The organism is Hyphomicrobium sp. (assembly GCF_019753045.1).
Classification (GTDB): Bacteria; Pseudomonadota; Alphaproteobacteria; order Rhizobiales; family Hyphomicrobiaceae; genus Hyphomicrobium_B.
Window position 1 is genome coordinate 312,841 of sequence record NZ_JAIELN010000002.1, and the last position, 25,980, is coordinate 338,820.

21 protein-coding genes and 1 tRNA gene are annotated in these 25,980 nt (G+C 61.4%); 11 read left to right on the forward strand and 11 right to left on the reverse strand.

The window, feature by feature from the left end:
* Nucleotides 1-14: 14 nt before the first annotated feature.
* Nucleotides 15-88 (reverse strand) — tRNA-Gln (locus K2Q04_RS01920).
* Nucleotides 89-329: 241 nt separating this feature from the next.
* Nucleotides 330-1,103 (reverse strand): M15 family metallopeptidase, encoded by a 774-nt coding sequence (locus K2Q04_RS01925; protein WP_291158508.1) that lies wholly within the window; start codon nt 1,101-1,103, stop codon nt 330-332.
* Nucleotides 1,104-1,313: 210 nt separating this feature from the next.
* Between K2Q04_RS01925 and K2Q04_RS01930 the strand changes: the two genes are divergently transcribed.
* The 6 genes from K2Q04_RS01930 to K2Q04_RS01955 all read left to right on the forward strand — a co-directional run bounded on the left by K2Q04_RS01930 (nt 1,314) and on the right by K2Q04_RS01955 (nt 7,883).
* Entirely contained in the window at nt 1,314-2,636 is a 1,323-nt protein-coding gene (locus K2Q04_RS01930) for a Ppx/GppA phosphatase family protein (RefSeq protein WP_291158510.1), read from the forward strand.
* 74 nt (nt 2,637-2,710) lie between these two features.
* Nucleotides 2,711-3,385, forward strand: coding sequence for an RlmE family RNA methyltransferase (locus tag K2Q04_RS01935; RefSeq protein WP_291159104.1), 675 nt, complete (start codon nt 2,711-2,713; stop codon nt 3,383-3,385).
* 304 nt (nt 3,386-3,689) lie between these two features.
* Nucleotides 3,690-5,204, forward strand: a complete 1,515-nt coding sequence (guaB, locus tag K2Q04_RS01940) for an IMP dehydrogenase (RefSeq protein ID WP_291158512.1) — start codon at nt 3,690-3,692, stop codon at nt 5,202-5,204.
* Nucleotides 5,205-5,249: 45 nt separating this feature from the next.
* Nucleotides 5,250-5,672, forward strand: coding sequence for an MAPEG family protein (locus K2Q04_RS01945; protein WP_291158514.1), 423 nt, complete (start codon nt 5,250-5,252; stop codon nt 5,670-5,672).
* Nucleotides 5,673-5,710: 38 nt separating this feature from the next.
* Nucleotides 5,711-7,000 carry an RsmB/NOP family class I SAM-dependent RNA methyltransferase gene (locus K2Q04_RS01950; protein ID WP_291158516.1) on the forward strand — a complete coding sequence of 430 codons (1,290 nt, stop codon included), beginning with the start codon at nt 5,711-5,713 and terminating at the stop codon, nt 6,998-7,000.
* Nucleotides 7,001-7,298: 298 nt separating this feature from the next.
* Entirely contained in the window at nt 7,299-7,883 is a 585-nt protein-coding gene (locus K2Q04_RS01955; protein WP_291158518.1) for an SET domain-containing protein-lysine N-methyltransferase, read from the forward strand.
* Nucleotides 7,884-7,899: 16 nt separating this feature from the next.
* Here the strand turns inward: K2Q04_RS01955 and K2Q04_RS01960 are convergent, their stop codons facing one another.
* Nucleotides 7,900-8,295 carry an SET domain-containing protein gene (locus K2Q04_RS01960; RefSeq protein WP_291158521.1) on the reverse strand — a complete coding sequence of 132 codons (396 nt, stop codon included), beginning with the start codon at nt 8,293-8,295 and terminating at the stop codon, nt 7,900-7,902.
* 155 nt (nt 8,296-8,450) lie between these two features.
* Between K2Q04_RS01960 and K2Q04_RS01965 the strand changes: the two genes are divergently transcribed.
* The 4 genes from K2Q04_RS01965 (at nt 8,451) to K2Q04_RS01980 (ending at nt 14,188) form a co-directional block, all read left to right on the forward strand.
* Nucleotides 8,451-10,451 (forward strand): acyltransferase family protein, encoded by a 2,001-nt coding sequence (locus K2Q04_RS01965; protein ID WP_291158523.1) that lies wholly within the window; start codon nt 8,451-8,453, stop codon nt 10,449-10,451.
* 106 nt (nt 10,452-10,557) lie between these two features.
* Nucleotides 10,558-11,007, forward strand: coding sequence for a TspO/MBR family protein (locus K2Q04_RS01970; RefSeq protein ID WP_291158524.1), 450 nt, complete (start codon nt 10,558-10,560; stop codon nt 11,005-11,007).
* A 121-nt stretch (nt 11,008-11,128) separates the two neighbouring features.
* Nucleotides 11,129-12,676 (forward strand): glutamine-hydrolyzing GMP synthase, encoded by a 1,548-nt coding sequence (gene guaA / locus K2Q04_RS01975; RefSeq protein WP_291158526.1) that lies wholly within the window; start codon nt 11,129-11,131, stop codon nt 12,674-12,676.
* 294 nt (nt 12,677-12,970) lie between these two features.
* Complete coding sequence (locus tag K2Q04_RS01980; RefSeq protein WP_291158528.1) at nt 12,971-14,188, forward strand: diguanylate cyclase; 1,218 nt, start codon at nt 12,971-12,973, stop codon at nt 14,186-14,188.
* A gap of 10 nt (nt 14,189-14,198) precedes the next feature.
* Here K2Q04_RS01980 and K2Q04_RS01985 read toward each other — a convergent pair whose 3' ends face one another.
* The 8 genes from K2Q04_RS01985 to K2Q04_RS02020 form a co-directional block, all read right to left on the reverse strand.
* Entirely contained in the window at nt 14,199-14,837 is a 639-nt protein-coding gene (locus K2Q04_RS01985) for a DNA-3-methyladenine glycosylase (protein ID WP_291159106.1), read from the reverse strand.
* Nucleotides 14,838-14,919: 82 nt separating this feature from the next.
* The gene (gene aat / locus K2Q04_RS01990) at nt 14,920-15,603 is read right to left on the reverse strand and encodes a leucyl/phenylalanyl-tRNA--protein transferase (RefSeq protein ID WP_291159109.1); all 684 of its coding nucleotides are present in this window, start codon (nt 15,601-15,603) and stop codon (nt 14,920-14,922) included.
* 60 nt (nt 15,604-15,663) lie between these two features.
* Entirely contained in the window at nt 15,664-17,004 is a 1,341-nt protein-coding gene (accC, locus tag K2Q04_RS01995; RefSeq protein ID WP_291158530.1) for an acetyl-CoA carboxylase biotin carboxylase subunit, read from the reverse strand.
* Nucleotides 17,005-17,045: 41 nt separating this feature from the next.
* Complete coding sequence (accB, locus tag K2Q04_RS02000) at nt 17,046-17,534, reverse strand: acetyl-CoA carboxylase biotin carboxyl carrier protein (protein ID WP_291158533.1); 489 nt, start codon at nt 17,532-17,534, stop codon at nt 17,046-17,048.
* A 60-nt stretch (nt 17,535-17,594) separates the two neighbouring features.
* Nucleotides 17,595-18,050: a type II 3-dehydroquinate dehydratase gene (gene aroQ, locus K2Q04_RS02005; protein WP_291158534.1), complete on the reverse strand. Its 456-nt coding sequence runs from the start codon at nt 18,048-18,050 to the stop codon at nt 17,595-17,597.
* Nucleotides 18,051-18,214: 164 nt separating this feature from the next.
* Complete coding sequence (locus tag K2Q04_RS02010; RefSeq protein ID WP_291158536.1) at nt 18,215-19,072, reverse strand: DsbA family protein; 858 nt, start codon at nt 19,070-19,072, stop codon at nt 18,215-18,217.
* A gap of 37 nt (nt 19,073-19,109) precedes the next feature.
* On the reverse strand, nt 19,110-20,519 hold the full coding sequence (locus tag K2Q04_RS02015; RefSeq protein WP_291158538.1) for a M48 family metalloprotease: 1,410 nt from the start codon (nt 20,517-20,519) through the stop codon (nt 19,110-19,112).
* A 257-nt stretch (nt 20,520-20,776) separates the two neighbouring features.
* Nucleotides 20,777-23,935, reverse strand: coding sequence for a ribonuclease E/G (locus tag K2Q04_RS02020; protein ID WP_291158540.1), 3,159 nt, complete (start codon nt 23,933-23,935; stop codon nt 20,777-20,779).
* An 800-nt stretch (nt 23,936-24,735) separates the two neighbouring features.
* Between K2Q04_RS02020 and K2Q04_RS02025 the strand changes: the two genes are divergently transcribed.
* Entirely contained in the window at nt 24,736-25,971 is a 1,236-nt protein-coding gene (locus K2Q04_RS02025; RefSeq protein ID WP_291158542.1) for an N-acetylmuramoyl-L-alanine amidase, read from the forward strand.
* The last annotated feature ends 9 nt before the right edge of the window (nt 25,972-25,980 follow it).

The following is a 25,980-nucleotide window of genomic DNA, read 5'->3' on the forward strand; positions in this document are numbered from 1 at the left end:
CGGGCAAGACTGGCTGGCTGGGGGACTAGGATTCGAACCTAGACAGGCAGAGTCAGAGTCTGCAGTCCTACCATTAGACGATCCCCCAAAGCCGGGATCGGACGGCACGTTGGCCGCCGGAGCGCGGGTCATAGCAGCAGCCTCCGATGACTGCAAGCTCGCGATCCATGGTCTTGCCGTCGCGGGGCAGGCTTTCGAAGATCGCAGGCGACCAATCGGCGTCAAAGCCCGCAATTTGGCGGGTGAAGGTGGCGACGCACGGTTTGAGCGCCAACTTTTCGGCGGTGGAAAAGCGAGGCTCGCCGGGAGTGGTGCAGGCGAAGCCGAAACTACTTTTGTGGGGGAAGCAGTTCGGGCCGGTATTCGAAGTGCATCGTATCGTAATGGAACCACCGACCGCCCCAAATGAACCCGTGCTTCTCGAAGATGTCGACGATCTCCATCGGAATGTCGTTGCGGTAGCGGCTGGCGCCCGGACCGCCACTTGCCCACCGCCAGTAGTGAGAGCGTCTCGTCGCAATATCGATCGCGATGCCATAGCCGTGACCCGAGCGCCGTTCGGTCCCCGCGATCGGCCGGCACACGTAAGCTCCGGCGGCCGGAACGAGAAACACGTCGAATTTTGCCGGAAGAGCGTCAAGCTCGCGGCTGACCGCGCGCAGATGTTCCGCAACGCCGTTCAATCTGGAAATCTGGATATGTTGTGCGGCCTTCGAAGGGAGCCACGTGATCGTCGTCAGCGATGAAGCGAATCCCGGCTTTCGGCAGTCGCCATAGATCTTCGAAAAGAACTGAGCGTTGCGTGCGCGGCCGGGATCGAAGTCGCGAGCTGGAGGAAGAGCCGGTGCGCCGCGTGGATACTTAAATCGAAACATGTCTCTTATATCGGGATCGGCGAGCCACGCGTCGAACGGCTTATCCCGGCCGTCGGAAAGCGGAAGCCTCGAGCCATCTTTAAAGACGACCTCGTTCCCTTCGACGCCCGATACGAATGCGGGATACGCCGATTGCAGACGAGACGCGATTTCACCATTGCCGACGTTGTCCGCCAAGGTCGGCGAGGCAACTCGGAAAAGTCCCGCCGCGGCAAATGCAGCGAGCAAAATTCTCTTTCGCCTCAGCATCGATAAAACGCGGCCAGTTCAGCCAAAATACGCTCCGCTCGCTTCGCATCGTTAAGCAATGCCCCGCCAGAGCTTTACGGCGGGGCGCGACCTGCTACACTCGCCTCAACAGAGGTCCAGATTAAACGGCCTGACGAGCTCGGCTGCACCGCGGCAAGCTGATGCTATACCAGGTCCTGGAGAACGACGTTGAAGCCTGAACACTCAGGTCCTGACCGGTCTGACGGCGCAGGACCCCCAGATAGCTCTGACGACAACGTCGGCATTGCCCCGGGGCAAGAAAAGTTAGCGCCGGTGACTCGCGTCATCAATGGCGGCGAGCGCCAGTTTCGCCAAAGAAACCGTGCGGCGCCCGGCGTGCTGTCGAACCGTGTGGGGTCGTCACCATGGCGTGACAGCCCGAACGCGTGGCAGCGCCAGAGCTTCGATGAACGGGCCTTCACCGCCGGACCCGACCATCCCGGCGAACAGATCTACGGCGCTCTCGACCTCGGCACCAATAATTGCCGCCTGCTTCTGGCGCGACCGTCGCGGCGCGGCTTTCGCGTGGTGGACGCTTTTTCGCGCATCATTCGTCTCGGCGAAGGCGTCAGCCAGACGGGTCGTCTTTCCGAGCTGGCGATGAACCGCACGCTGGATGCGCTGAAGATCTGCGCCGGCAAATTGCAACGTCATCATGTTGCGCGGACACGCCTTGTCGCGACGCAAGCCTGCCGGGTCGCCGACAACGGACCAGCCTTCGTCAATAAGGTCAAAGACATCTTCGATCTCGACATCGAGATACTGACGCCGGAACTCGAAGCGCATTTGGCTGTCGCGGGTTGCGCGACGCTGATCGATGCCGCCGCGGATTATGTTCTGGTGTTCGATATCGGTGGCGGCTCGTCGGAGATCATCTGGCTTGATATGACGCGGCTCGGGACCCGCCGCGATGTGCTAACCGGACGCTCCGACGTCAACGATGCGATCGTCGCTTGGGAATCTCTTCCGGTGGGCGTCGTGACATTGGCTGAGCACTATGGCGGCCGTGACGTCACCCCGAGAACGTTCAAGGCGATGTCGCGTGCCGTGACCGAGCTGCTCGTGCCCTTCGAAGCGAAGCATCGATTTTCCGAGCAGATGGCCGGCAAGTCTGTCCACTTCCTCGGCACATCCGGAACGGTTACGACGATCGCGGGCGTGAAGCTCGGGCTGGAACGCTACGATCGCAAGCGCGTCGATGGAATCTGGTTGGACGTCTCCGACATCGACGACGTAACGTCGACGCTTCTCGGACAAACCTACGAAGAGCGCGTTATGCAACCCTGCATCGGACGGGAACGGGCCGATCTCGTTCTTGCCGGGTGCGCGATCCTCGACGCGATATTGAAGCAATGGCCCGCGGAGCGCCTGCGGGTAGCCGACCGCGGACTTAGAGAAGGCATTTTGATGCGACTGATGATGGAAGACGGTGTCTGGCGTGCAGGACGCCGCCGGCGTGGACGTTCGAAGCAGTCAAACGGCGCTAGATAATCGTGGCAGACAAAGGCAACAGAAAGGGCGGCAGCGGCAATCGCGCGAGCAGCCTGAGCGGCGGTCAGCGCCAGATGCGCACGACCGTCAAAACGGCGCGCAAACGCTCCGTTTCGTCTGCGCGCTGGCTCGAACGTCAGTTGAACGATCCGTACGTAACGGCGTCGAAGCGGGAAGGGCTGCGTTCGCGCGCGGCCTACAAGCTGCGCGAGATCGATGCGCGATACCATTTTCTGAAATCCGGTCAGCGGATCATCGACCTTGGGGCGGCTCCTGGCGGCTGGTCGCAAGAGGCAGCCGAGCGCGTCAAGGCTGCGGAGGGCAAAGGCCAGGTCGTCGCGATCGACTACTTGAATTTCGAGCCGATCACTGGCGTCGAGATCATCGAAATGGATTTCACCGATCCGAACGCCGAAGACCTTCTGAAATCGCATCTGCGGGGTGGCCGGGCCGATGTCGTCCTGTCGGATATGGCCGCGCCAACGGTCGGCCACGCCAAAACCGATCACATGCGCATCATGGGGCTCGCCGAAGCCGCCGCCGCCTTCGCGGCCGACGTGCTGGAACCCGGCGGCGTCTTCCTCTGCAAGGTCTTTCAAGGAGGCACCGAGCGTGACCTGCTCGACGCCTTGAAGCGCGACTTCAAGACGGTGCGCCACGTCAAGCCGCCGGCAAGCCGAGCCGAAAGCTCGGAACTTTACGTGCTGGCAACGGGCTTTCGGGGACGGACGGAGCCAGAGGCCGGCTAACGGCTGCACGCTGGCTTGCTCACCTCAGGCCGGAGGCGGGATTACGCGCAAAGCGCCCGCCAACAGCCCGAATTCGAAGCGAATCTCATGGGGGCTTTGAACCCCGTGAGAGCAATCTGGCAGCATCCTGCGACACCGCAATGACGGTTGGCGTTTACGCTCTCTGTTAATTGGTGAGCGCAATCCCCATTTGACGCGGCTAAGGGCGCTTCCAAGCGCGGAACCTTGGTGCTATAGACCCCGCGACAATGTTCCGCCCCAGGGGGCCCGAACGTGTCGCCCCCCCAAATTTGGAGAAGTCCGCATGACTTCGAGCCTATCGGCGCTCGATTCGGGGATCGCGCTTACCTTTGATGACGTGCTGCTCGTCCCCGGGCCGTCCGACGTGATGCCGGGACAGGCGGACGTCTCGACCCAATTGACCAAGTCCATCCGCCTGAACATTCCCCTTCTGTCGTCGGCGATGGACACCGTCACCGAGGCAAGGCTGGCGATCGCGATGGCCCAGGAGGGTGGCATCGGCGTGATCCACCGCAACCTCACCATCGAAGAGCAGGCGCGCCACGTCGGTCTGGTGAAGCGCTACGAAAGCGGCATCGTCCTCGACCCGGTGACGATCGCACCCCAAAAGACGCTGCGCCAAGCCCTGAAGCTGATGGCTGATAAGGGCGTCACGGGTGTTCCGGTCGTTTCGGGCGGAACGGAAGCACCCGACGGCAGCGCCGGGAAGGGCAAGCTCGTCGGCATCCTGACGAACCGCGACGTCCGGTTTGCAACGAGACTGGATCAGCCGGTCTCGGAGTTGATGACCCAGCAAAATCTGGTGACCGTCAAGCGCAGCGTTTCCCAGGAAGAAGCGAAGCGCCTGCTCCATCAGAACCGCATTGAAAAGCTGATTGTCGTCGATGACGCCGGCAATTGCATCGGCCTCATCACCGTCAAGGACATCGAGAAGGCGACCAAGCACCCCAACGCGTCGAAGGATGCTCAGGGACGCCTGCGCGTCGCTGCCGCAACGACGGTCGGCGAAGATGGCTTCGAGCGCACCGAGCGCCTTATCGCCGCCGGTTGCGACGTGATTGTCGTCGACACCGCGCACGGCCACTCCGCGAAGGTCATCGAGGCCGTCGCGCGCATCAAGCACCAATCGAACAGCGTCCAGGTCATCGCCGGCAACGTCGCGACGGCCGATGCAACCAAAGCTCTGATCGCCGCGGGCGCCGACGCGATCAAAGTCGGTATTGGCCCGGGCTCGATCTGCACGACGCGCATCGTGGCGGGTGTCGGCGTTCCGCAGCTGACCGCCGTTATGGATTGCGCGAAGGAAGCCGCACGCTCGGGCGTTCCCGTCATCGCGGACGGCGGCATCCGCTTTTCCGGCGATATCGCGAAGGCGATTGCAGCGGGCGCATCCTGCGTCATGATCGGATCGCTTCTCGGCGGCACCGACGAAGCGCCGGGCGAGACGTACCTTTATCAAGGCCGAACCTACAAATCCTACCGTGGCATGGGCTCGGTCGGCGCGATGGCGCGCGGTTCGGCAGACCGCTACTTCCAGGCCGAAGTGCGCGACACGCTGAAGCTCGTCCCGGAAGGCATCGAGGGTCAGGTTCCTTACAAGGGGCCGATGGAAGCCGTCGTTCACCAGCTCGTCGGCGGATTGCGCGCCGGCATGGGGTATCTCGGCGCCAAGACGATCCCCGAGCTGCAGAAGCGCGCGAAGTTCGTTCGCATTTCTCCGGCCGCAATTCGCGAAAGCCATGCCCACGGCGTCATGATCACACGCGAAAGTCCGAACTATCCGGGCGTCGGCAGCTGAGATAATGAGAAGGACGTTCGCGCAAAGCCGGCGAGGGGGACAAAGATGACAGTCACTGATTTCCTGCTGCCGGTATTCGTCCAAGCGGGGCTGACTTTCGTGGTCCTCATCATGATGGCGGTCACGCGTACCAGATCTCTGAGCAGCGGCGAAGTACGCTCCGACGCCATCGCGCTCGGTGAGCCGGCGTGGCCGAAGAAGGTGACGCAGTATGCCAACGCCTTCAGGAACCAGTTCGAACTGCCGGTGCTCTTTTACGCCCTCGTCGCCTTCATCTTGATCACCAAGACCGGCGACGTGCTGCTGCTCACGCTAGCGTGGGTTTTCGTCATCACGCGCATCATCCACGCCTACATCCACGTGACGTACAACAACGTCAGCCATCGCGGAGGCATTTTCGGCCTCGGAGCGGCGGCGCTGATCGCGATGTGGATCGTCTTCGCGATAAAAATCCTGACCGGAACCTGAGACCGGCATCCGAAACTGGCACTTGAAATGATCTCTGCATGAAGCCCGGCGCACGTATCGCGGCCGCGATCGAGGTTCTCGAACAGATCCTCAATCGCTATCAACCCGTTTCCATGGCCTTGACCGACTGGGGTAAGGCGCACCGCTTTGCCGGTTCCGGCGACCGCAACGCCATCGGCGGAATGGTCTATGACGCCCTGCGCCGCCGCTCGTCGATTGCCTGGGCGCTGGGATCGGACACGCCGCGCGCGCTCGCCATCGGCGCTGCCTCCTCGGCGTTGGATCTGACGCCGGAGGCTGTCATCGCCGCTTGCGATGGCGCGGATCATTCGCCCGAACCTTTAACCGAGGCCGAGCGGCTCGGCCTGACGCGTCCGCTCGACGAGGCTCCCGACCACGTCAAAGCCGACATTCCCGAATGGCTGTGGCCCGAGTTTTCCGCCCAATTCGGAGATCGCGCCGTCGCCGAAGGCCAGGCAATGGCCCGCCGCGCGCCGGCCGACCTCCGGGTGAACACCCTGAAGTCCACGCGCGAAAAGGTCTTGAAAGCGCTCGCAAGCTTCGGCGCCGAGCCGTGCCCCATTTCTCCCATCGGCGTCCGAGTACCGCCGCCCGTCGGCGCGCAGCGCACACCTAACCTGCAAGCCGAAGCGGCGTTCCAGGCGGGCTGGTTCGAAATTCAGGACGAGGGTTCACAGATCGCCGCTCTCCTCTCCGGCGCCGGACCGAGGAAGCAGGTGCTCGATCTTTGCGCCGGTGCTGGCGGCAAGACGATGGCGCTTGCGGCGCTGATGCAGAACACCGGTCAGCTCTATGCCTACGATCACGATCGCAACCAGCTGAAGCCCATCTTCGAACGGGTGAAGCGCGCGGGCGTACGTAATCTGCAGGTGCTGAGGGCTGGCGACGAAGCCGCGGTCGACGGCCTCGGCCCCCGCTTCGATGTCGTCCTCGCGGATGCGCCGTGCACGGGTACCGGCACGTGGCGGCGGCGTCCGGACGCCAAGTGGCGCGTTAAGCCCGAAGCGCTGAAGGCGCGGACGGATGAACAGCGGACAGTTCTGAAGCGCGCGGCAGCATTGGTGAAGCCCGGCGGCCGGCTGGTTTACGTCACGTGCTCGGTTCTTCCCGAGGAGAACACCGGGCAGATTGCGCGTTTTCTCGAGGAAAATCCCGCTTTCACAGCCGTCCCAGCCGCAAGACTTTGGGACACGGCCTCGGGCGAACTTCCGCCGTCGGCCGACGGCCGGTCCGATTCGCTGCTGCTGACTCCGGGCCGCCACGGGACCGACGGCTTCTTCATTGCCGTCCTGTCGCGCAAGGCGTGAGCGAAGTTCCTGTGGATTGATCGCGGAGGGCAACAGCCGCGCCCTTTGCCGCCGATTGCCGAATATCGTCAGTATTCAGCTCTTCTCGGAACATTTTTTCCGCTCGCGCGCTCAAGACATAAATGTCGGCGTGCTTTCATCATGCAAATGCCCACTTTTCGCCGTTGACATCGCGCGCGACGAAACTATCTGATGCGACGTTTGCTGACGGCTAGCAGCAAATCGAGGGACAGGTGTCATGGTTCGCTTTCCGCGGTTGCGCCGTGCCCACGCTCGTGAGGCCAATTGAGGTCATTGAATGAGCGACAGGCCCCACTCTTTCCTCACTCCCAAATGCGAAGTTCATCCGACACCCGATCGCGGCGGCCACACCGTCGTCGCACGGGACGCGATCGCCAAGGGCGAACTGATCGTCGTCTGGAGTGGTACGCTCGTGACTGGCGAGGAATTGAACGAGATGCCTCAGACGGTCCGGCGCTATTCGCTGCAAGTCGAGGAAAACCAGTACCTCGTCTCGCTTTCTGACTGCGAGCCGCCGGATTACGTCAATCACAGCTGTGATCCGAATTCCGGTCTCTCCGGCCAGATTGCGCTCGTCGCCATGCGCGATATCGGGCCCGGCGAGGAAATCACCTACGACTACGCGACGAGCGACGGATCTCCCTACGACGAGTTCCCGTGCTCCTGCGGCTCGCCTCACTGTCGTGGCCATGTCTCGGGAGACGACTGGATGCGGTCGGATCTTTGGCGCCGCTACGCGGGCTATTTCTCGCCTTACCTGCAGCGTCGCATTTTGGCTGCCGAAGCGATGCGGGCGCTCGCTGCCAAGCGCCGGCGTTCCGCGCGGAAATCCATCGAGCCCGCCGTCATTCCGGGCGAATAAGCGGGACAAAATCCCGCTATTTTCCGCCGAGCTTCTGTTCGACGTGCGCATCAAACGTTCGGTAGTCGCAGGTCATTTCTTCACCCGCGCGAATATCGCGAATGGCGATGTCGTAGCCCTCTATCGCCCCCTTCTCGTGGACGCCCGCCGTGTTGGGCTCGTCCGCATGGTTCATGAAGCGCGCATTGTCGGCACAGAGCACGAACAAGCCGCTTGTGGCATCGAGATAGGTATGATCGAGAATGCTCGATCGCGCGGGCTCCGGCAGGCTATCGATATCGCGCGCCGTCAGCAGTCGGTCGAAATCGCGCATGAACCGCCACGTTTCAGTGCCTTTGGGGATATCTTGATCCGCGAAAAGGCCTATACCGGCAATAGCGCTGGGACCTAATCGTGTTTTGACCATTAGCATCGCTCAGCTCTCCAACTCCCTTACCCCTCGCTAAAAAGTCACCAGTCCCGAGGGGCTCGTTCTGATCAAAAGTCATTCGGTTGACGGACTGGAACCGGCCCGCTCTTATCGCGCGAGGAATTGGGGAAGTCTTTCATCGGAGCGGGATCGGGGGGATGATCTATCTGCCGTTTGTCGATGGGTTGCGGGCGCTGGCGATAATCGCCGTCGTCGCGTACCACGCTTTTCCGGGGGTCATCACGGGTGGCTTCGCCGGCGTCGATGTTTTTTTCGTTATCTCGGGATTCCTGATCACATCGCTCGTCGTCACCGAAATATCAGACGGCACCTTTTCCCTTTATCGCTTTTTCGTCCGTCGGGCCCGGAGGCTCTTGCCGGCGGCATTTGCCTGCGTTGTCGTCGTGACGTTGCTCTCGGCATTCATCCTGCTGCCGGATGCGTTCTGGTACTATGGGCGCAGTCTTCTGGCCTTCATCGGCCTCTTCTCCAACGTCTTCTTCTACCTGACGGGCGGATATTTCTCGGCCCCCGCCCTTGAGAAGCCGCTCCTGCACACCTGGTCGCTCGCCGTCGAAGACCAGTTCTACCTCACGTGGCCGCTCATCTTGATGCTGGCTTCGCCGTTCCTATCGAAACGCACCATCCTCGGCTTAGTGCTGTTGTCCCTGGGCGCGTCGCTGTGGTTCGCAGAAGCTAAGGTTTCGGTCGATCACGAATTCGCATTCTTCATGCTGCCCGCCCGCGTCTGGGAGCTTCTCACTGGCGCGGCTCTGGCCCTGATGGCGTCTGAAATGAAACTCGGACGAGCGGCAAGCGAAGCCCTGAGCATCGCCGGCATCGTCGCCGTTCTTTCGAGCTTTTTCCTGCTCAACCCACATTCGAATTTCCCCGGGCTGCACGCCGCGCCGGCCTGCTTCGGCACCGCCGCCATCATTGCCGGCTGCATGTCGCAGAATGTGCTGTTGACGCGCCTGCTCAGCTACCGCCCGTTGGTGTTCGTGGGGCTGATTTCCTACTCGCTTTACCTGTGGCATTGGCCGCTCCTCGCGCTCGCGAGCTATCGCCTCGAGCGGCCGCTAGACGCCGGCGAGGCATCGCTCATCGTCCTTATCAGCGTGGCTCTTGCTGTTATTTCCTGGCGCTGGGTCGAACGGCCGTTCCGCAGTTCGAACCGGACGTCGAATGCGTCGTTGGGCGGCGGGACCTCATGGGCATTATCCGATGGAAAGTTCGTCGTCGCCGCCCTGTCGTGTGTCGCCATCATGGCTGCGGCCGCCGGCGCCATCAAAGGCATGAAGGGGTTCCCAAACCGGTACGCGGCAGAGTCCCAGCGTATATTGACCCAGCTCGTGGCGGGTAACCCCGTTCGCATGGAATGCGATAACTTCGAGAACGTTTTCGCGAACGACGACGTCTGCAATTTTGGAAAAAAGCGCGACACCGGCGGCTCCTATGAACTCGCGCTTTTCGGCGACTCGATGGGAGATCATTGGGCGCGGCTCGTCGCCAGGTACGCCGAAAATCGCAATCTCGCCGGACGGCAAGTTACGAACGGCGGCTGCCCATTGCTGTTCGACGTTCCAATCCCCGCCGAAACCGAGGACAAGACTGCCGAATGCGCCGCTTACCAGACCGAGGCAAAGAAGTTCATTGACCGCAATCCGAAGCTCAAGGTCGCAGTCATCTCGGCCTATTGGGAAAAGTGGCTGCGGCTCGTGAACACTGCGGCCGCTCGCGACGGGCGGATCGACTTCGACGCCGCCCTGGATAAAACGGTGCGGACATTCACCGATCGCGGCATCAAGGTCGTGATGATCGGTCAAATTCCGATTTACGATCCGCTGCCGGTTCGCTGCATCATTGGAGCGATTGAAAATCACCGGGACGCTGCAACGTGCGGCAAGCCGAAGGGGGAGGCCCTGCAAGAACTGAAGCTGTCGAACGCAGCATTGCTCCGGGTCGCAGCCGCCAACCCTCGCGTAAGCGTTTCCCTGCCATCCGATTTCATGTGTCAGGGGGAACGATGCTCCCCCATGATGGACGGGGTCCTGCTTTACAAGAACGGCAGCCACGTCAATCAGTTTGGCGCTGAGCTTTTGGAGCGGTTCATCAAATTTCCTGACCTAGACGAGACGCCGCTAGTCCCTCCGTCTTGAAGTTTCTCAGCGCATCCAGACAGTGGAGTTCTGCGTTCAATGGTAGAGGCAAAAGAATTCGCCGCCTGCCGTCGCGAGAGATCAGAACAAATTGGGAGCCGGGCTGTTGCGGGACATCGGGTCACTGATAATTTTTGCGGTCATCGTGTTTGCCGCGGCATCGTCCGGCGCGTCCTTCATGCCGGGCGAATGGTACGCGGCGCTCGCAAAACCCGCGTTGACCCCGCCCAACTGGGTTTTCCCGGTGGCGTGGACCATACTCTACATTGCGATCGCCCTCGCAGGGTGGCTGACGTGGAGAGCCGCCGGCATCAGCCCGGCTCTCGTCGTCTGGGGCTCCGGCCTGATCCTCAACGCTCTCTGGTCGTACGTGATGTTCGGTCGCCACGACATTTTGCTGGCACTTGTGGATATCGCCGCGCTCTGGCTCGCGATCGCAGCCTTCATAGCCCTGGCATGGCCCATCGATCGGCGAGCGAGCTACCTGTTCCTGCCGTATCTCGCCTGGGTCTCGTTCGCCGCATATCTTAATTTCGCGGTTTGGCAATTGAATTGAAACGGCTTTCGGGGTTGATGGCACCGTCCGCACCCGCGGGCCTCACTGTCGCAGCGTGAGGCGTTGCGGCAACCGCCGTCTTCGCGTAGGGGATGGCCCTGAACAGAGGCTCGCCCCGACTTTGACCGACGCCGTTCTCATCATCGATTTTGGAAGCCAGGTGACGCAGCTCATCGCGCGACGCGTGCGCGAAGCAGGGGTCTATTCCGAAATCCACCCATTCCAGAATGCAGCCGAAGCGTTCGCCAAGCTGAAGCCCAAGGCTGTGATCCTGTCGGGCGGACCCGCGTCCGTGACCGAAGAGAACTCGCCGCGCGCACCTCAGGCTGTTTTCTCCTCGGGCGTCCCGGTCTTCGGCATCTGCTACGGCCAGCAGACGATGGCCGAGCAGCTCGGCGGCAAGGTCGAGACTGGCCACGACCGCGAATTCGGCCGCGCCTTCCTGTCGATCGGAACGACGAGCCCGCTGTTCGAAGGGGTGTGGGCACCCGGCGAGCGCCATCAAGTCTGGATGAGCCACGGCGACCGCGTCACGCGTTTGCCCGAAGGCTTCGAGGTGATCGCGACGAGCGAGAACGCGCCCTTCGCAGCCGTCGCCGACGAGAAGCGCCACTTCTACGCCGTGCAGTTCCACCCCGAGGTGGTTCACACGCCAGACGGCGCCAAGCTCATCTCCAACTTCGTGCACAATATCGCGGGCCTGAAGTCTGACTGGACGATGTCGGCCTACCGCCGCGAGATGATCGCCAAGATCCGTCGCCAGGTCGGCAAGGGCCGCGTCATCTGCGGATTGTCGGGCGGCGTCGATAGCGCCGTCGCGGCTGTCCTCATCCACGAGGCGATCGGCGATCAGCTCACCTGCGTCTTCGTCGATCATGGCTTGATGCGGCTCGGCGAGGCGAACGAGGTCGTCGGTCTCTTCCGCGACCACTACAACATTCCGCTCGTCCATGTGGACGCTTCCGAGCAGTTCCTGACTGCGCTCGAAGGCGTCTCCGATCCCGAGACGAAGCGGAAGACGATCGGCAAGCACTTCATCGACGTCTTCGAGGCGGAAGCGAAGAAGATCGGCGGCGCCGAATTCTTGGCTCAAGGTACGCTCTACCCCGACGTCATCGAAAGCGTCTCTTTCACGGGCGGCCCGTCCGTCACGATCAAGTCGCACCACAACGTCGGCGGCTTGCCGGAGCGCATGAACATGAAGCTCGTCGAGCCGCTGCGCGAGCTCTTCAAGGACGAGGTCCGCGCGCTGGGCCGTGAACTCGGATTGCCCGAAGCGTTTGTCGGACGCCACCCCTTCCCGGGACCCGGCCTCGCGATCCGCATCCCGGGCGAGATCACGCGCGAGAAGCTCGATATTCTTCGCAAGGCCGATGCCGTCTATCTCGATGAGATCCGACAAGCAGGTCTCTACGATGCCATCTGGCAAGCCTTCGCAGTTCTCTTGCCAGTGCGCACCGTCGGCGTCATGGGCGACGGCCGAACCTACGATCACGTGCTGGGCCTTCGAGCGGTCACCTCCGTCGACGGCATGACGGCGGACTTCTACCACTTCGACATGGCATTCCTCGGCCGCGTCGCGACGCGGATCATCAACGAAGTCCGCGGCGTCAATCGCGTCGTCTACGACGTGACCTCGAAGCCCCCCGGCACGATCGAGTGGGAATGAAATCGTTCGCGACAGCGCTGGGCCGGATCGGCAGCGCCTGACTTTCTTGCGTTGCTATCGGGGTGCGCCAGCAACTGATGCTCGCGGACGTTGATTCCAATGGTCTCCGCCCGCATCTGAGGATCGCGGGTCGGCCGGGACAATCCGAGAAATGGAAGCGCTAAAGTTGAGTAACGCAGTCAAGTGGCATCCTGTCGGTGCCATAGATCAGGTTCGATGCTGCCAGCTTAAGCTTTTTGCAATGGTAGCCGATAGATAGTCCACGCGCTTTCGCCAACAGTTTCAGAGTCTGCCGTGCCGTTGGACTACCATTCGCTCCTGACGGCTTTTGTTCTTTCCGGCTGCGGATTGGCGATCAGCTTTTTCGTCAGCTGGCTTGTCTCCAGGACGGAGCGCTTCCTGATCGCCTGGTACCTCGGCGTTTCCTTCATGGTACTCGGCGTGCTCATCTATAGCTGGTACGCGAAGACCATGTCTCCGGTTCTCGGCGCGGCCGGATACACGATCTTGCTGACTGGCCTCGCCTTCGTTTTCGGTGCCGGCCGGGAGTTTCGCACCGGCGTTTTCCCCGGGCGCGGTGTGGGCATCATCGCAATCACCTCTTCCACCGCTATGACAGTCCCCATGCTGGCCGGCTACAACGGTGCGTCCATCGTCGTACTCAATATTGCGGCGGCGGTGATCTTGCTCGTAACGGCCTGGGACTACTGGCGCGGGCGCGCTGAAGCCCGACTAGCCATTGCGCTGCTGACAGCCCTTTATGTCCTGACAGGGCTCTCCTTCGTTCCTTGTGCAATCGTGCTGCTGGATGCCGGCGAATGGCGACTGTCGCAGATCCCGTCAAACTGGGCAGAGGACCTCAATATCGGCATATGCTTGACTACCCTTGCCGGCATCGGCGCCCTTTCCTTGGCGCTCAACCAGGTACGGTTGGCACGCGGCCACAAGCGTGACGCTGAAACAGATCCCCTTACCGGCTTGCTCAATCGGCGCGCACTGCTCAGTCGTATCGCGGACGACATCGAAGGCCCCGCCGCGCTCGTCATTTTCGACATCGATAATTTTAAGATTATCAACGATGCTCATGGGCATCTGACCGGCGATGAGGTGCTCAGAACTTTCGGAGAGATCCTCAGGGGATCCTGTCCGACGCGAGGTCTCGCGGCGCGGCTCGGTGGCGAGGAGTTCGCGCTCATGGTACCTGGCGCGTCACTCGTCACAGCGGCGCTTCTCGCGGATGTCGTGCGCACGCGCCTCGCCAAACGCCATTTCACCGGAAATGGCGTCTCATTCAACAGTACCGTCAGCGCTGGCGTTTCCTGTTCCGAGGACGCCACCACCGATTTCGAAACGCTGCTGCGCGATGCTGATAACGCACTCTATGCTGCCAAGCGGAACGGCCGCGACCGGGTCGCCGTCAATTCAGGCAAGATTGAATTTCTAGCTCACATCCGCCCGTTGCAAGACGGTCAGCGCGGACCTATCGACCTCGTCAGATTGAAGGCCGGCTAAGCATTGCCTCTTACTCATTCAGAGATCTTGAGCCGCTGACAAACGGACTGTTCCGAAGATAAAATCGTAAGGGACGGTCCGCATCCCGCGAAATGCCGATCCGAATACTTTGCCCGATTTCGCCGGGTTCGTGGTCACCATATCCGAGCCATAAGGGGCCCTTTCGGCAAAGATCGAGCCCGTCGAGCCGACGGTCGATCAGCAGGGCTGCGGCCAGCCTTCCGGGTCCCCGCGCCAAGTCGCGCAAGCGCTCGATGCCGCGATTGACCCGCATGATCGGGATGCCCTCGAGCGGCTCGAGCGCCCTGATGAGGACGCCGGCTCCGATCCCCGGCGTCTCGCTCGAGACATTCAGCATGTATGAGCTGCCATAGGCGAAATAAATATAGGCATGCCCGCGCTCGAGAAAGAGCGAACCATTTCGCGGCGTCATTCCCCGGTAAGCATGCCCCGCGGCGTCGCCAACGATATATGCCTCGGTCTCGACAATCCGACCGCTGACGACACCCTCAGGCAGCTCACGCACCACGATCTTGCCGATGAGATAGCGGGCAAGAGAGGCCGTATCGCTCGGCAGATCCGCGCGTGCGAGCAGCGGGTGGCCAGCTTTATGCCGGTGAGGTTTCAGGGCAATGGCTCGGCCTCCCATGACCATCACCGTCAATATTCAGCCATCGCGCTGTTCCCGCGTCTAAAACCTGCGGTCGGCGCAAGGCTGGAGTCGCGGGCCACTACGTCTGGCTCGAGTGCTCGGAGGAGAAGATCGCGGCGACCTCGGCACCCGAAGCGTCGGGGCGTAACGCGTAGAAATCGGCGTTCTTCTCGAGCGCCTTTTCGAGCTGCCGCTGGAATGCGCTCCGGTCGAGTTCGATCGTCCCGAATTGGCGGAGGTGATCGGTCACGAACTGCGTATCGAGCAGCGTGAAGCCGCCCTTGATCAGCCGCGCGGCGAGATGGACCAGCGCGACCTTGGAAGCGTCGCGCTCGGTCGAGAACATGCTCTCGCCGAAAAACGCGCTCTTCAGTGCTACGCCGTAAAGTCCGCCAACCAACTCGTCACCGTTCCAAACCTCAACGGTGTGGCAGGCGCCGATGTCGAACAGCTCGCGATAGAGCGAGCGGATGCGCGCGTTGATCCAGGTCGACATCCGGCCGGCGCGCGGCGCTGCGCAACCATCGATTACACGCTCGTAGTCGGTGTCGACCGTGACCCTGAAAGGGGTCGTTCTGACCGTTCGGAGGAGGCGACGGGGAATATGCAACCCATCGAGGGGCAGGACGCCCCGCTGCTGCGGTTCGATCCAGTACAGCGCAGGATCGTCCGCGCTTTCCGCCATTGGAAAAATGCCGCAGCTATAGGCTTTCAGAAGAACCTGCGGCGTGATCTCGAACATTGGGTCGTCGCGCGACGCCATGCTGCCAATTGCCAAGCGAACTCTCGGACGCGCGCGGAACATATCGCGCAGAGGCAAAGTCTACTTCATCCCTAAATGTTTTTCGAGCCAGTGAATATCGTAGACGCCATTTACGATGTCAGGGTCTTTAACGAGATCCTGGAACAGCGGGATCGTCGTTTCAATGCCGTCTATGACGAACTCGGCCAGGGCGCGGCGCAAACGCATCAGGGCGTCATTGCGCGTCTTGCCCGTAACAATGAGCTTTCCGATGAGGCTGTCGTAGAAGGGCGGAATTCGGTAACCCTGGTAAACGCCGCTGTCGACCCTGACGCCAAGACCGCCCGGCGGGTGCCAGTACGTGATCTGGCCCGGCGACGGGCGAAAATCCTTCGGGTTTTCCGCGCAGATACGGCACTCGATCGCGTGCCCCTTGAGGTCGATATCGTCCTGCGTGAAGCTTAACGGCAACCCGGCCGCCACGCGGATCTGCTCGAGCACGAGATCAGTCCCGGTGACCATCTCGGTAACCGGATGCTCGACCTGCAGGCGGGTGTTCATCTCGATGAAGTAGAATTCGCCGTCCTCGAAAAGAAACTCGACAGTGCCGGCGCCGCGATACTTGAGCTTCTTCATCGCCTCGGCCACGGTCGCGCCGATCTTCTGGCGCTGGGCCGCATTGAGAGCCGGCGACGGGCTTTCCTCGAGGACTTTCTGGTGTCGGCGCTGCAGTGAGCAGTCGCGCTCACCGAGGTGGACGGCGTCGCCTTTGCCGTCTCCGAAAACCTGAATTTCGATATGCCGGGGCTTCTGAAGATATTTCTCGATATAGACGGCGTCGTCGTTGAAGGCGGCCTTGGCTTCAGACCGCGCCGTCGATAGCGCCATGCCGAGGTCTGCTGCCGATGTCGCGACTTTCATGCCGCGGCCGCCGCCGCCTGCCGCCGCTTTGATGAGTACGGGAAAGCCCATGTCCTTGGCGATCTTCATCGCCTCGGTTTCGCTAGTCACCGCACCCGCTGAACCAGGTACGACCGGAATACCTAGCTTCTTCGCCGTTTCCTTCGCCTCGATCTTGTCGCCCATGATCCGGATGTGCTCGGAGGTCGGACCGATGAAGGTGATCTTGTGCTCTTCGAGAATCTCCGCGAAACGCGCATTCTCCGATAGGAACCCGTAGCCGGGGTGGACGGCGTCAGCGCCTGTGATTTCGCAAGCCGTGACGAGCGCCGGAATGTTGAGATAACTCTCGCGCGCCGCGGGCGGCCCGATGCAAACGCTTTCGTCGGCGAGCCTGACGTGCATGGCGTCGGCATCGGCGGTTGAATGGACGGCGACTGTTGCGATTCCAAGTTCTCGGCAGGCGCGCTGTATCCGCAGCGCGATCTCTCCTCGATTGGCAATCAGTATCTTATCGAACATTTGCACTCCAGGGCGTCTTTGCCGGGGCTACCGGTAGCGCTCTATTCTATGATGATCAGCGGCTCGCCATACTCGACGGGCTGAGCGTTCTCGATGAGAATTGCTTTGACGGTGCCGCTGCGCGGAGCGGGAATCTGATTCATCGTCTTCATGGCTTCGATGATCAACAGCGTATCGCCCTGATTGACCTTGCTGCCGACTTCACAAAACATGGCGGCGCCCGGTTCCGGCGAGCGGTAGGCGGTGCCGACCATCGGCGACTTTACGGCGCCGGGATGCTTCGACAGATCGCCGGAAGCGGGGGCTGGCGGTTTTGCTTCGCTTGGTGCAGCCGACGGAGCTGCGACGGGAGCCGGGGCATAAGCCTGCGGCGCGGCCGTAATCGAAATGGTCTTCGCGACGCGAACCTTGAGACCGCTCTTTTCGATCTCGATTTCCGTCAGACCCGTAGCGTTCAAAAGCTCGGCGAGCTCGCGGATCATCTGACCTTCGGCGCTTCCTGCTTTCGGCCCTTGGTCTTTTGCGCTCATCAGTCCCGTATCCTCGATTTTGTTGGCGTGCGTCTTATAGCGTAAGCTCGGGTTTCGGCGTCACGCTTTGCTTGTGGATTTGTTCACGATGTTGGCCATCGCCTCGATGGCAAGTTCGTAGCCCTTGGCGCCAAGGCCGCAGATCACGCCCGTCGCTGCAAGTGAAATGTAGGAATGCTGGCGAAACTGATCCCGCCGGAAGATGTTCGAGAGATGAACCTCGATGACCGGAAGGCTGACCGCCTGCAAGGCATCGAGTATGGCGACGGACGTGTGCGTGTACCCGCCCGCATTGATGATGATGCCCTTCGCTTTGCCGCGCGCCTCTTGCACCCAGCTCACGATTTCCCCCTCGATGTTCGACTGCCGGAAATCTACCGACAGCCCGTTCTTCGCCGCCGCCTTTTCCGTGCGAACGCGAAGATCGTCGAGCGTCTCGGTACCATAGACTTCTGGTTCCCGGACGCCGAGCATATTTAGATTGGGACCGTTCAGAACGTAAACGTGGGATGTCATGTTTTGGAGGCCGTTCGGGCACCGGACTGACGCCCGAGCCAATTGCGGAGCCCTGGGTCTATCAGCTTTCTACGAATGCGCAAAGTGCGCGGCGGTGGCCGCGCACTTTGACGTGCAAAATATGGTAACTAGCTGCGACAACTCGATATTTCGAGCGGGCAGGCTCAGCAGGTTGGGCACTTGTTCTTGCGGAAATCCGTAACAAGCGTTTCGAGCTGTTCGTGCAGGTCCTCCGGCGCACCCGGTATCGATTTGTCGCCGACGAGGAAGTGCGGTGTGCCGTTGACGCCCATGGCCTTGGCCAACTTCAACATTTCCAAAAGCTCGTTCTTCACCTCATCGCTTGCCATGTCGGTTTTGAACTTGCCCATGTCGAGGCCAAGAGATTCCGCGACCTTCAATGCCGACGCCTCATTGGCCTGCCCCTTGGAGCCGAGCATGGCCTGGTGGAATTCCCAATATTTGCCCTGCCGCTTGGCTGCGAGTGCCGCCTTCGCGGCCTCTTCCGAGCCCTTCGACAGGATGGGAAGTTCTTTGAAGACGACGCGCACATTCTTGTCGCCGGCGATCAGCTTCTGCACTTCAGGAAGTCCGTGCTTGCAGTAGCCGCAGTTGAAATCGAAGAATTCGACAACCGTGATGTCGCCATCGGGGTTGCCCGCAACCGAGCTGTTCGGGGCGCGAAAGATCGATTTGGCATTTTCGGCCATGAACGCCTTGGACCGAGCCTCCTGCTCCTTCGCCGACTTCTCATCGTAGGCGTTCTGAACCTCGAGCATGATTTCCGGGTTCTTGATGAGATAGTCTTTGATGATGTCGCCAAGCGCTTTTTTCTGCTCATCCGAGAAAGCGGTTCCGCCCGCCGTCGGAGCGACCGTATCGGCGCGCGCGGCTCCGGACACAAATGGGACTGCAGGAGAAAAGGCCGATCCCAGCAGGGCCAATCCGAGCAAGGCTGCGGCGCACCTTTTGCCGGTCGAGGCCAAGTTGAGGGAATTCCAGAATGTGGTCTTCAGGGTCATTTGATCTAATCTCGCGTTGGCGCAGACTTAAAGCCGCTTAAGTCTGCGGTTTGTAATTGATGATGTCGTCATTTTTCAGCCACTCGGGTGAACCCGCCCGTAGCTGTAGTTGCGCGCGTTTCGCGAAGAGCTGCGCTTGCTTGACGTTTCCTTCGTAGAAGTAGGCTTGCGCCGTCATGGCGTCGGCTTCCGGGGACTTGCCCTGCTTATAATATACATTGGCGAGCAGCCTGTAAGCGCGGCCGTTTTCAGAATCGTCTACGAGGGCTTTACGCAATAGCTCCACTGCTTCCTTTTGCGCCTCGGCGCTGTCGCTACTTTGCAGCGCGGTTGCGAGTTCGACGCGAATTAATGGGCTGTTCGGCGCCAGCTTGAGAGATTGTCGCAGACTTGGGATCGCCGCGGTCATTTTTCCAGTCCTCATCAGGAAGTCTGCCTTGAGCTCATGGAAATAGGGATACGACGGATTCTCGCGGATCATCGCTTCGGTGTCCTGTAAAGCGGCTTCGAGAGCGCCAGGACCACCTTTGAAGAATTTCCCGATCGCCCGCGCATAGCGGGCCGGAAGCGTCGTGTTGCTCTCGGGGTATCGGTTGAACACGGTCTGAGGGTTTTCGAGATAGCCCGAAAGCTTCGCCCGCATGAGATCATGGCGGAGCTGCAGAGAGGGCGGATCCTTCTGAGCGAAGTAAGGGCTCGTCGTCGCGAGTTGGTTCAATCGTGCCAAGCGGTCGACGGAAAGCGGGTGAGATCGCACGAACGGATCCTGAAACTGATCCGTTAGATATTCCTGTTCCTTGAATCGCTCGAACGTGTCGAGCATCCCCTTACCGGATTGCTTCGTCGCCGTGAGGTATTGAATGCCGGCTTGGTCCGCAGCCGACTCTTGCGATCGGCGCTCCGCCAACAGTCCCTTCATGATGACGCTGGTGCCGCCCTGCAGCAGCGCTTGGCCGCCCTGCATTGTCTCGCGGCCGCCGGTACCGCCTGACACGCCGCCCGCGACCATGGCACCGATGCCGAGAACCTGCGTGAGCAACGCGCGCGTCTGATCCTTCGCGATGCGCGCCCTGAGCGCCGCCATGTGACCGCCGGCGATATGACCGCTTTCATGCGCGATAACTCCGATGACCTCGTTCGGAGTGTTCGCCTGCATCAGTGTTCCCGTGTGTACGAACACGTTGCCGCCATCGAGGACGAACGCGTTGAACGCATCGTTGTTGACGATGCGGACCGTCACTCGGCCGCCACCGAAACCTGCGGCTTGGAAAATGGGTTTGGCATAGTCCTGCAATAGGGCTTCGATCTCCGCGTCGCGGATGAGCGGAAGGCCTTGAGCGCGAACGCCCACAGTAGACGTCAGGAGCGAGCCGAAAAACACGGCAGCCATGAGCAAGCCGCCTTTGGCGGCCGAGAACGCCACAAATGTCCTCGGAAGTTCAGGCATTGGATGTGCCCCGATCTCGATGAACCTGTCGAGACGCCACGCGCGGTCAAACTATGCAGCAAGCCCGGCGGGGTCAAATACGACGCAAACGATTACCGCATCAGTCATCACTTTAGGGCATTCGCGTGACAAGTGAGAATAGCGAAACCCGAATGGACATTATCCAACGCTTTCAGAGCCATCGATCTCTGACGCTCAAGAGTGACGCTCGGCATGAGGAAAGAGGCTGAAGCATCTGCTTCAACCTCTCCCGATCATTATTCGCCGCTGAGCTTTCTCTGCCACCAGCCCTTGCGCTGCGGAACAGCTTGAGCTTCGGCAGCCGTGCCCTCTGTCTCTTGGTCCGGCCGAACGACAACGCGCTCGATGCGCGGCTCGCTCGATCCGACTTCGTGACGGCGCCGCAGCGAAGTCACGGGAGCAGCGGGCGCGCTCTCTTCGGCGACGCGTGGAGCTTCGACAACAGGCGCCTCGATCTTCGTTTCTACAGCCGGAGCAATGACCTCAGGCGCTGCGACAGCCGGAGCAGAAGCCGCGGCTTCCACCGGTTCTCCTTCTCCTTCGCCCGAGGGCTGGTCTGCAACGTCCCAGATACGGCGCGGCCGATGGCCTCCACCGCTGGATCTGTCGCCCGAACCGGCAGTCCTGCCCTCTGCTCTGCGAGGGGCTTGTCTTGCCTCAGCGGGTTCGCCGGCCTCAGTACCGTCCTCAACGTCAGCTTCGAACGACTCGACATCGACGATGTCAGGCTGCTCTCCACCGTAGCCGACGGCTTCGCTGTCCTCGGTCCTTGGGCTTGAGCCCTCGCGACCACGTTCTCTGCCGCGACGGCCACCGCGGCGGCCTCTGCGACGGCGCCGGCCCGGCTTGTCGCCGTTCCCTTGCTCTCCGAAGCTCGCGCCGTCCACCGACGGCTGGCCATCTTGATCTTCGTCGTCGCCGCCACCTGCATCGACATCGTCGTCGCCCTGCGGATGGGGCTGCGCACGGGAATGAGGCTCGGCAGCGATTGCACCTTCGGCATCTCCGCCGCGTGGCTCGAAAGACTCGCGCTCACGGCCTTCGCCGCGATCCCGTCCGCCACGTCCACGACGACGGCGGCGACGGCCGCGCCGTCCGCCACTTTCGTCGCCCTCACCACGGCCGCTGCCTTCGCGGCCGGTGGCTTCTTCGTCGCCGTCATCGGCGCTGGGCGCAATTTCAATCTCGCCACCCTCGAAGGATGGCGCATCTTCTTCGCCGTCGAAGCCCCAATCCATATTGACGGCCGCGCGCTCGACGCGCCGCACAGGTGCAGCTGCGCCGCCACGTTCGACCGTGAAGTTCGCGCCCTGGACGCGGTCGCTGCCGAGCACGGTGATCGTGTGGCCGTGACGGACTTCCATATCGGTGACGTAGGCACGTTTGCTGTTCAGGATGTAGAGCGCGACGGCCGGCGTCGTTGTTGCCGTCAGCGGTCCGGTCGCTCCCGCAGTAATTGCGTCTTCGAGACCGCGGAGCACCGCAAGCGCGATGCTCTCAGTCGAACGGATGATGCCGGTGCCTTGGCAATGCGGGCACTGCGAGGTCGAGCCCTCAAGCACGCCCGTTCGGAGCCGCTGCCGCGACATTTCCATGAGCCCGAAGTGCGAGATGCGGCCGAGCTGAATGCGCGCGCGATCGAACCGAAGAGCGTCCTTCAGGCGTCGCTCTACAGCGCGGTTGTTGCGCTTTTCTTCCATGTCGATGAAGTCGATGACGATGAGGCCCGCAAGGTCGCGGAGCTTCAACTGCCGGGCGATTTCATCGGCGGCTTCGAGGTTCGTCGCGAGTGCCGTCTCTTCGATCGAGAACTCGCGGGTCGATTTACCGGAGTTGACGTCGATGGCGACCAGCGCTTCCGTCTGATTGATGACGATGTACCCGCCGGAGCGCAACGTCACCTGCGGCTGGAACATGGCGTTGAGCTGGCGCTCGACACCGTAGCGCGTGAAGAGGGGCGTCGGGTCCCGGTAGGGAACGACATTCTTCGCGTGGCTCGGCATCAGCATCTTCATGAAGTCGGCGGCTTCCTGATGCCCCGCTTCACCGGCGACGACGATCTCCTCCACGTCCTTGTTATAAAGATCGCGGATCGACCGTTTGATCAGATCGCCTTCTTCATAAACGAGGCTCGGGGCAGTGGACTGCAGCGTCAGTTCGCGAACGCTTTCCCAGAGCCTGAGCAGATATTCGAAGTCGCGCTTGATCTCTTGCTTCGTCCGCGCAGCACCCGCCGTGCGGATGATGAGCCCCATGCCCTCCGGAACCTCGAGTTCCTGGGCGATGGCTTTGAGCCTGCGGCGATCCTGCGGGTTGGTGATCTTGCGCGAGATGCCGCCGCCACGGGCAGTGTTCGGCATCAGAACGGTGTAGCGGCCGGCAAGCGACAGATAGGTGGTGAGAGCGGCGCCCTTGTTGCCGCGCTCTTCCTTGACGACCTGGACGAGGATGATCTGGCGGCGCTTGATGACTTCCTGGATCTTGTAGCTCCGCGGGCGGCGGCGCTGGCGCTGAGGAGCTTCCTCGCGATATTCCCGGCCCGAGCCGCCTTCCTCTGCGTCTCCGCCGCGCTCGTCGCGCAAGGCGTGCTGCTCGGAATGGTCGTGGTCGGAGTGATCGTGGTCCGAGTGATGATGGTGCTCGATATGGTCTTCGTCGTCGGCGTCGCTGCCAGCGTCGCTCTCGTCATGATCGGGCTGATCGTCCTCGTCGCCGGACGCCTCATCCTGATGAGCGTTTTCGCTCGCGCCAGCCGGGGCATCGTCGGCATCGTTGTCGTTGCGGGCAGCAGGCGGCGCGTCCTGGCGTTCCTTGGCAGGAAGCTCGGAGCGAACGTCGTCTTCTGAGGTCTGGACGGACGCGGCAACAGTGGTGACCGGTTCCTCGTCTTCGTCGCCGCCGATCTCTTCGATGTGCTCGTCTTCTTCGACGTCGACGATATGCGCTGTCTCGGCGCCGGATTCATCCGAGCCGTTGTCGCCGAATTCCTCGTCGCCGTTTGGCTCGCCTTCGCTCCCGCGGGTGGCTTCCGAGCCGCCGCGCGATGCCGATCGCCGCGCAAGCGCTTCTGCGCGCCGGTCGGCGGCAGCTTCGAGTTCGGCTTCGGCAGCTGCTTCCTCGTCGAGAAGCGCCTGCCGGTCGGCAACCGGGATCTGATAGTAGTCAGGATGGATTTCGTTGAAGGCGAGAAAACCGTGACGGTTCCCGCCGTAGTCTACGAATGCAGCCTGAAGCGACGGCTCAACGCGCGTCACCTTTGCGAGATAGATATTTCCGCGAAGCAGCTTGCGGGCTGCACTTTCGAAGTCGAATTCCTCTACCCGGCCATTCCGTTGAACCACGACCCGAGTCTCCTCGGGGTGGGTGGCATCGATGAGCATTTTCGTGTTGGACATTGCTTATGTTCCTTGGCGCGCCGGGGCGGCGGCTCGCATCTCGAACCGCAAATAACGGAGCGGATTGCGAGATTCGCGCGGCGGCGCGTGCTTTTGGTTGATGGCGCTGAAAACGTGATTGGGGACCGCGCCGCTTTCTGCATCATCCCGGTCCCGCCACTGCGCGAAGCGCGCGCGGGAACGCATAGGGGCGCCGTGTGGACCGAGGTCCGTTGGGCAGCGCCGTGGTGGATGATGCAAGCTGTCGTCATGGCCTGTCGTGTATTGCCCGGCTGCATGTCCAGAATTGGGGGACGGCCAACCGGGTGAAAAAATTCGACGCCTTCCGGCATCGCGATGGATCAACAATGGTCGCCCGGCAATCCGCGCTTTTACCCGACTGACAAATCGGGGCGACCGGCACAAAGTCTTAACGCCCCGTCAAAGAGACCGCCGGGGGTCCCGAAGCCGAGGCCGTACAACCTGCTGAGCGACGTGATACTTCCGTACGCTAGCCTCAAGCAGGTGTCATCCGTGCTCACCTAATTACCTGGGAAAGCAGAGTTTTTTGTCTCCGCAGCAGGCCGATCAGGTATCGCAAGCGCCCATTCGACAAACACCAATCTAGGCGTGTGTCTCGAACGCCACCGAATACAATTCAAACTGTACGAGGTCGCCCCCGCCCTGGCAAGTGCTATAAACCTAGAGCCGAAACGTCCCCGAGTAGTGTCGATGAGCATTTTATAATACGAATGAAAACAAAGATTTAACGATACTCCGGGGACGAGGCGATTGGGGTGACGAGGGAGAGCAATTCGGCGATGCGCCACCCGGCAGAACTTTTGCGGAACGCCCTCGCGGCGGCACTAGCCGTACTGTGGACGCTCGCCGGCGTGTCGGCGTACGCGGCCGAGGCGCTGGATGCGCATCTGACCGTTACGGGGCGGTCTACGATCTTCGAATTGACGATGAGCGAGGGGCTGACCGCTGAAGTCTTCACCCTCGCCAATCCCTACCGCGTCGTCCTCGATCTCCCGGACCTTTCGTTCCGCCTCGATCCATCGGTCGGCCAAAAAGGGGCGGGGCTCGTTTCCGCATTCCGCTACGGCCAGTTCGCTCAGAGCAAATCGCGGATCGTCATCGACACCAAGGGGCCGGTGAAGATCAACTCCGCCACCATGACGAGGCTTAAGGGCACGTCCGCTGTGAAGCTCGCGGTCGCGCTGATGCCGATTGATGCCCAAACATTCGGCGCGGGGACGGGAGCGATGACCCATTCTGCGGCCTACGAGCCGGATGCCGAGCCTGCCACGCCCGACGAGTCCGAAGCGAAGCGCAAACCTCACAGCAAGCCCGTGATCGTGATCGACCCCGGACATGGCGGCATCGATCCCGGCGCCATCGGCGCGAACAACGTGACCGAAAAGACCATCGTGCTCGCCGTCGCGGTTCAGTTGAAGGAAGCAATCACGAAATCGGGCCTTTACGATGTTAAAATGACCCGCGCCGACGACGTCTTCATCTCGCTCGATCACCGGCTGAAGTTTTCCTCAGATAACGCCGCCGACCTGTTCATTTCGCTTCACGCGGATTCAATCGAGGAAAAAACCGCCAAGGACACGATCCGCGGCGCGACAATTTACACGCTGTCGAGCCAGGCGTCCGACGAGCAGGCGCGCATCATGGCCGAAAAAGAGAACGCGTCCGATCTCATCGCCGGCATTGAAAACATCGATCGTGGCGGCGGCGATCAGGTCAAGAACATCCTGATAGATCTGCTCAAGAGAGAGACATCGAACTTTTCGGCAGATTTTTCGCACGTCCTGGCGAAGCGGTTGGGCAAGGCGATTGCGATGTCGCGCATTCCCCGGCGGTCCGCGGCGTTCAAGGTGCTGAAGCAAACGCACGCGCCCTCGGTGCTTGTGGAATTGGGCTACCTCAGCAACCAGACGGATGAGCAGCAGATGTTGACGGCTGAATGGCAATCGAAGGTGGCCGTGGCCATCACCGACGCGGTGCAAATTTACTTCAACAAGAGAACGGCATCAAAGCCGTGAGGCAACAGG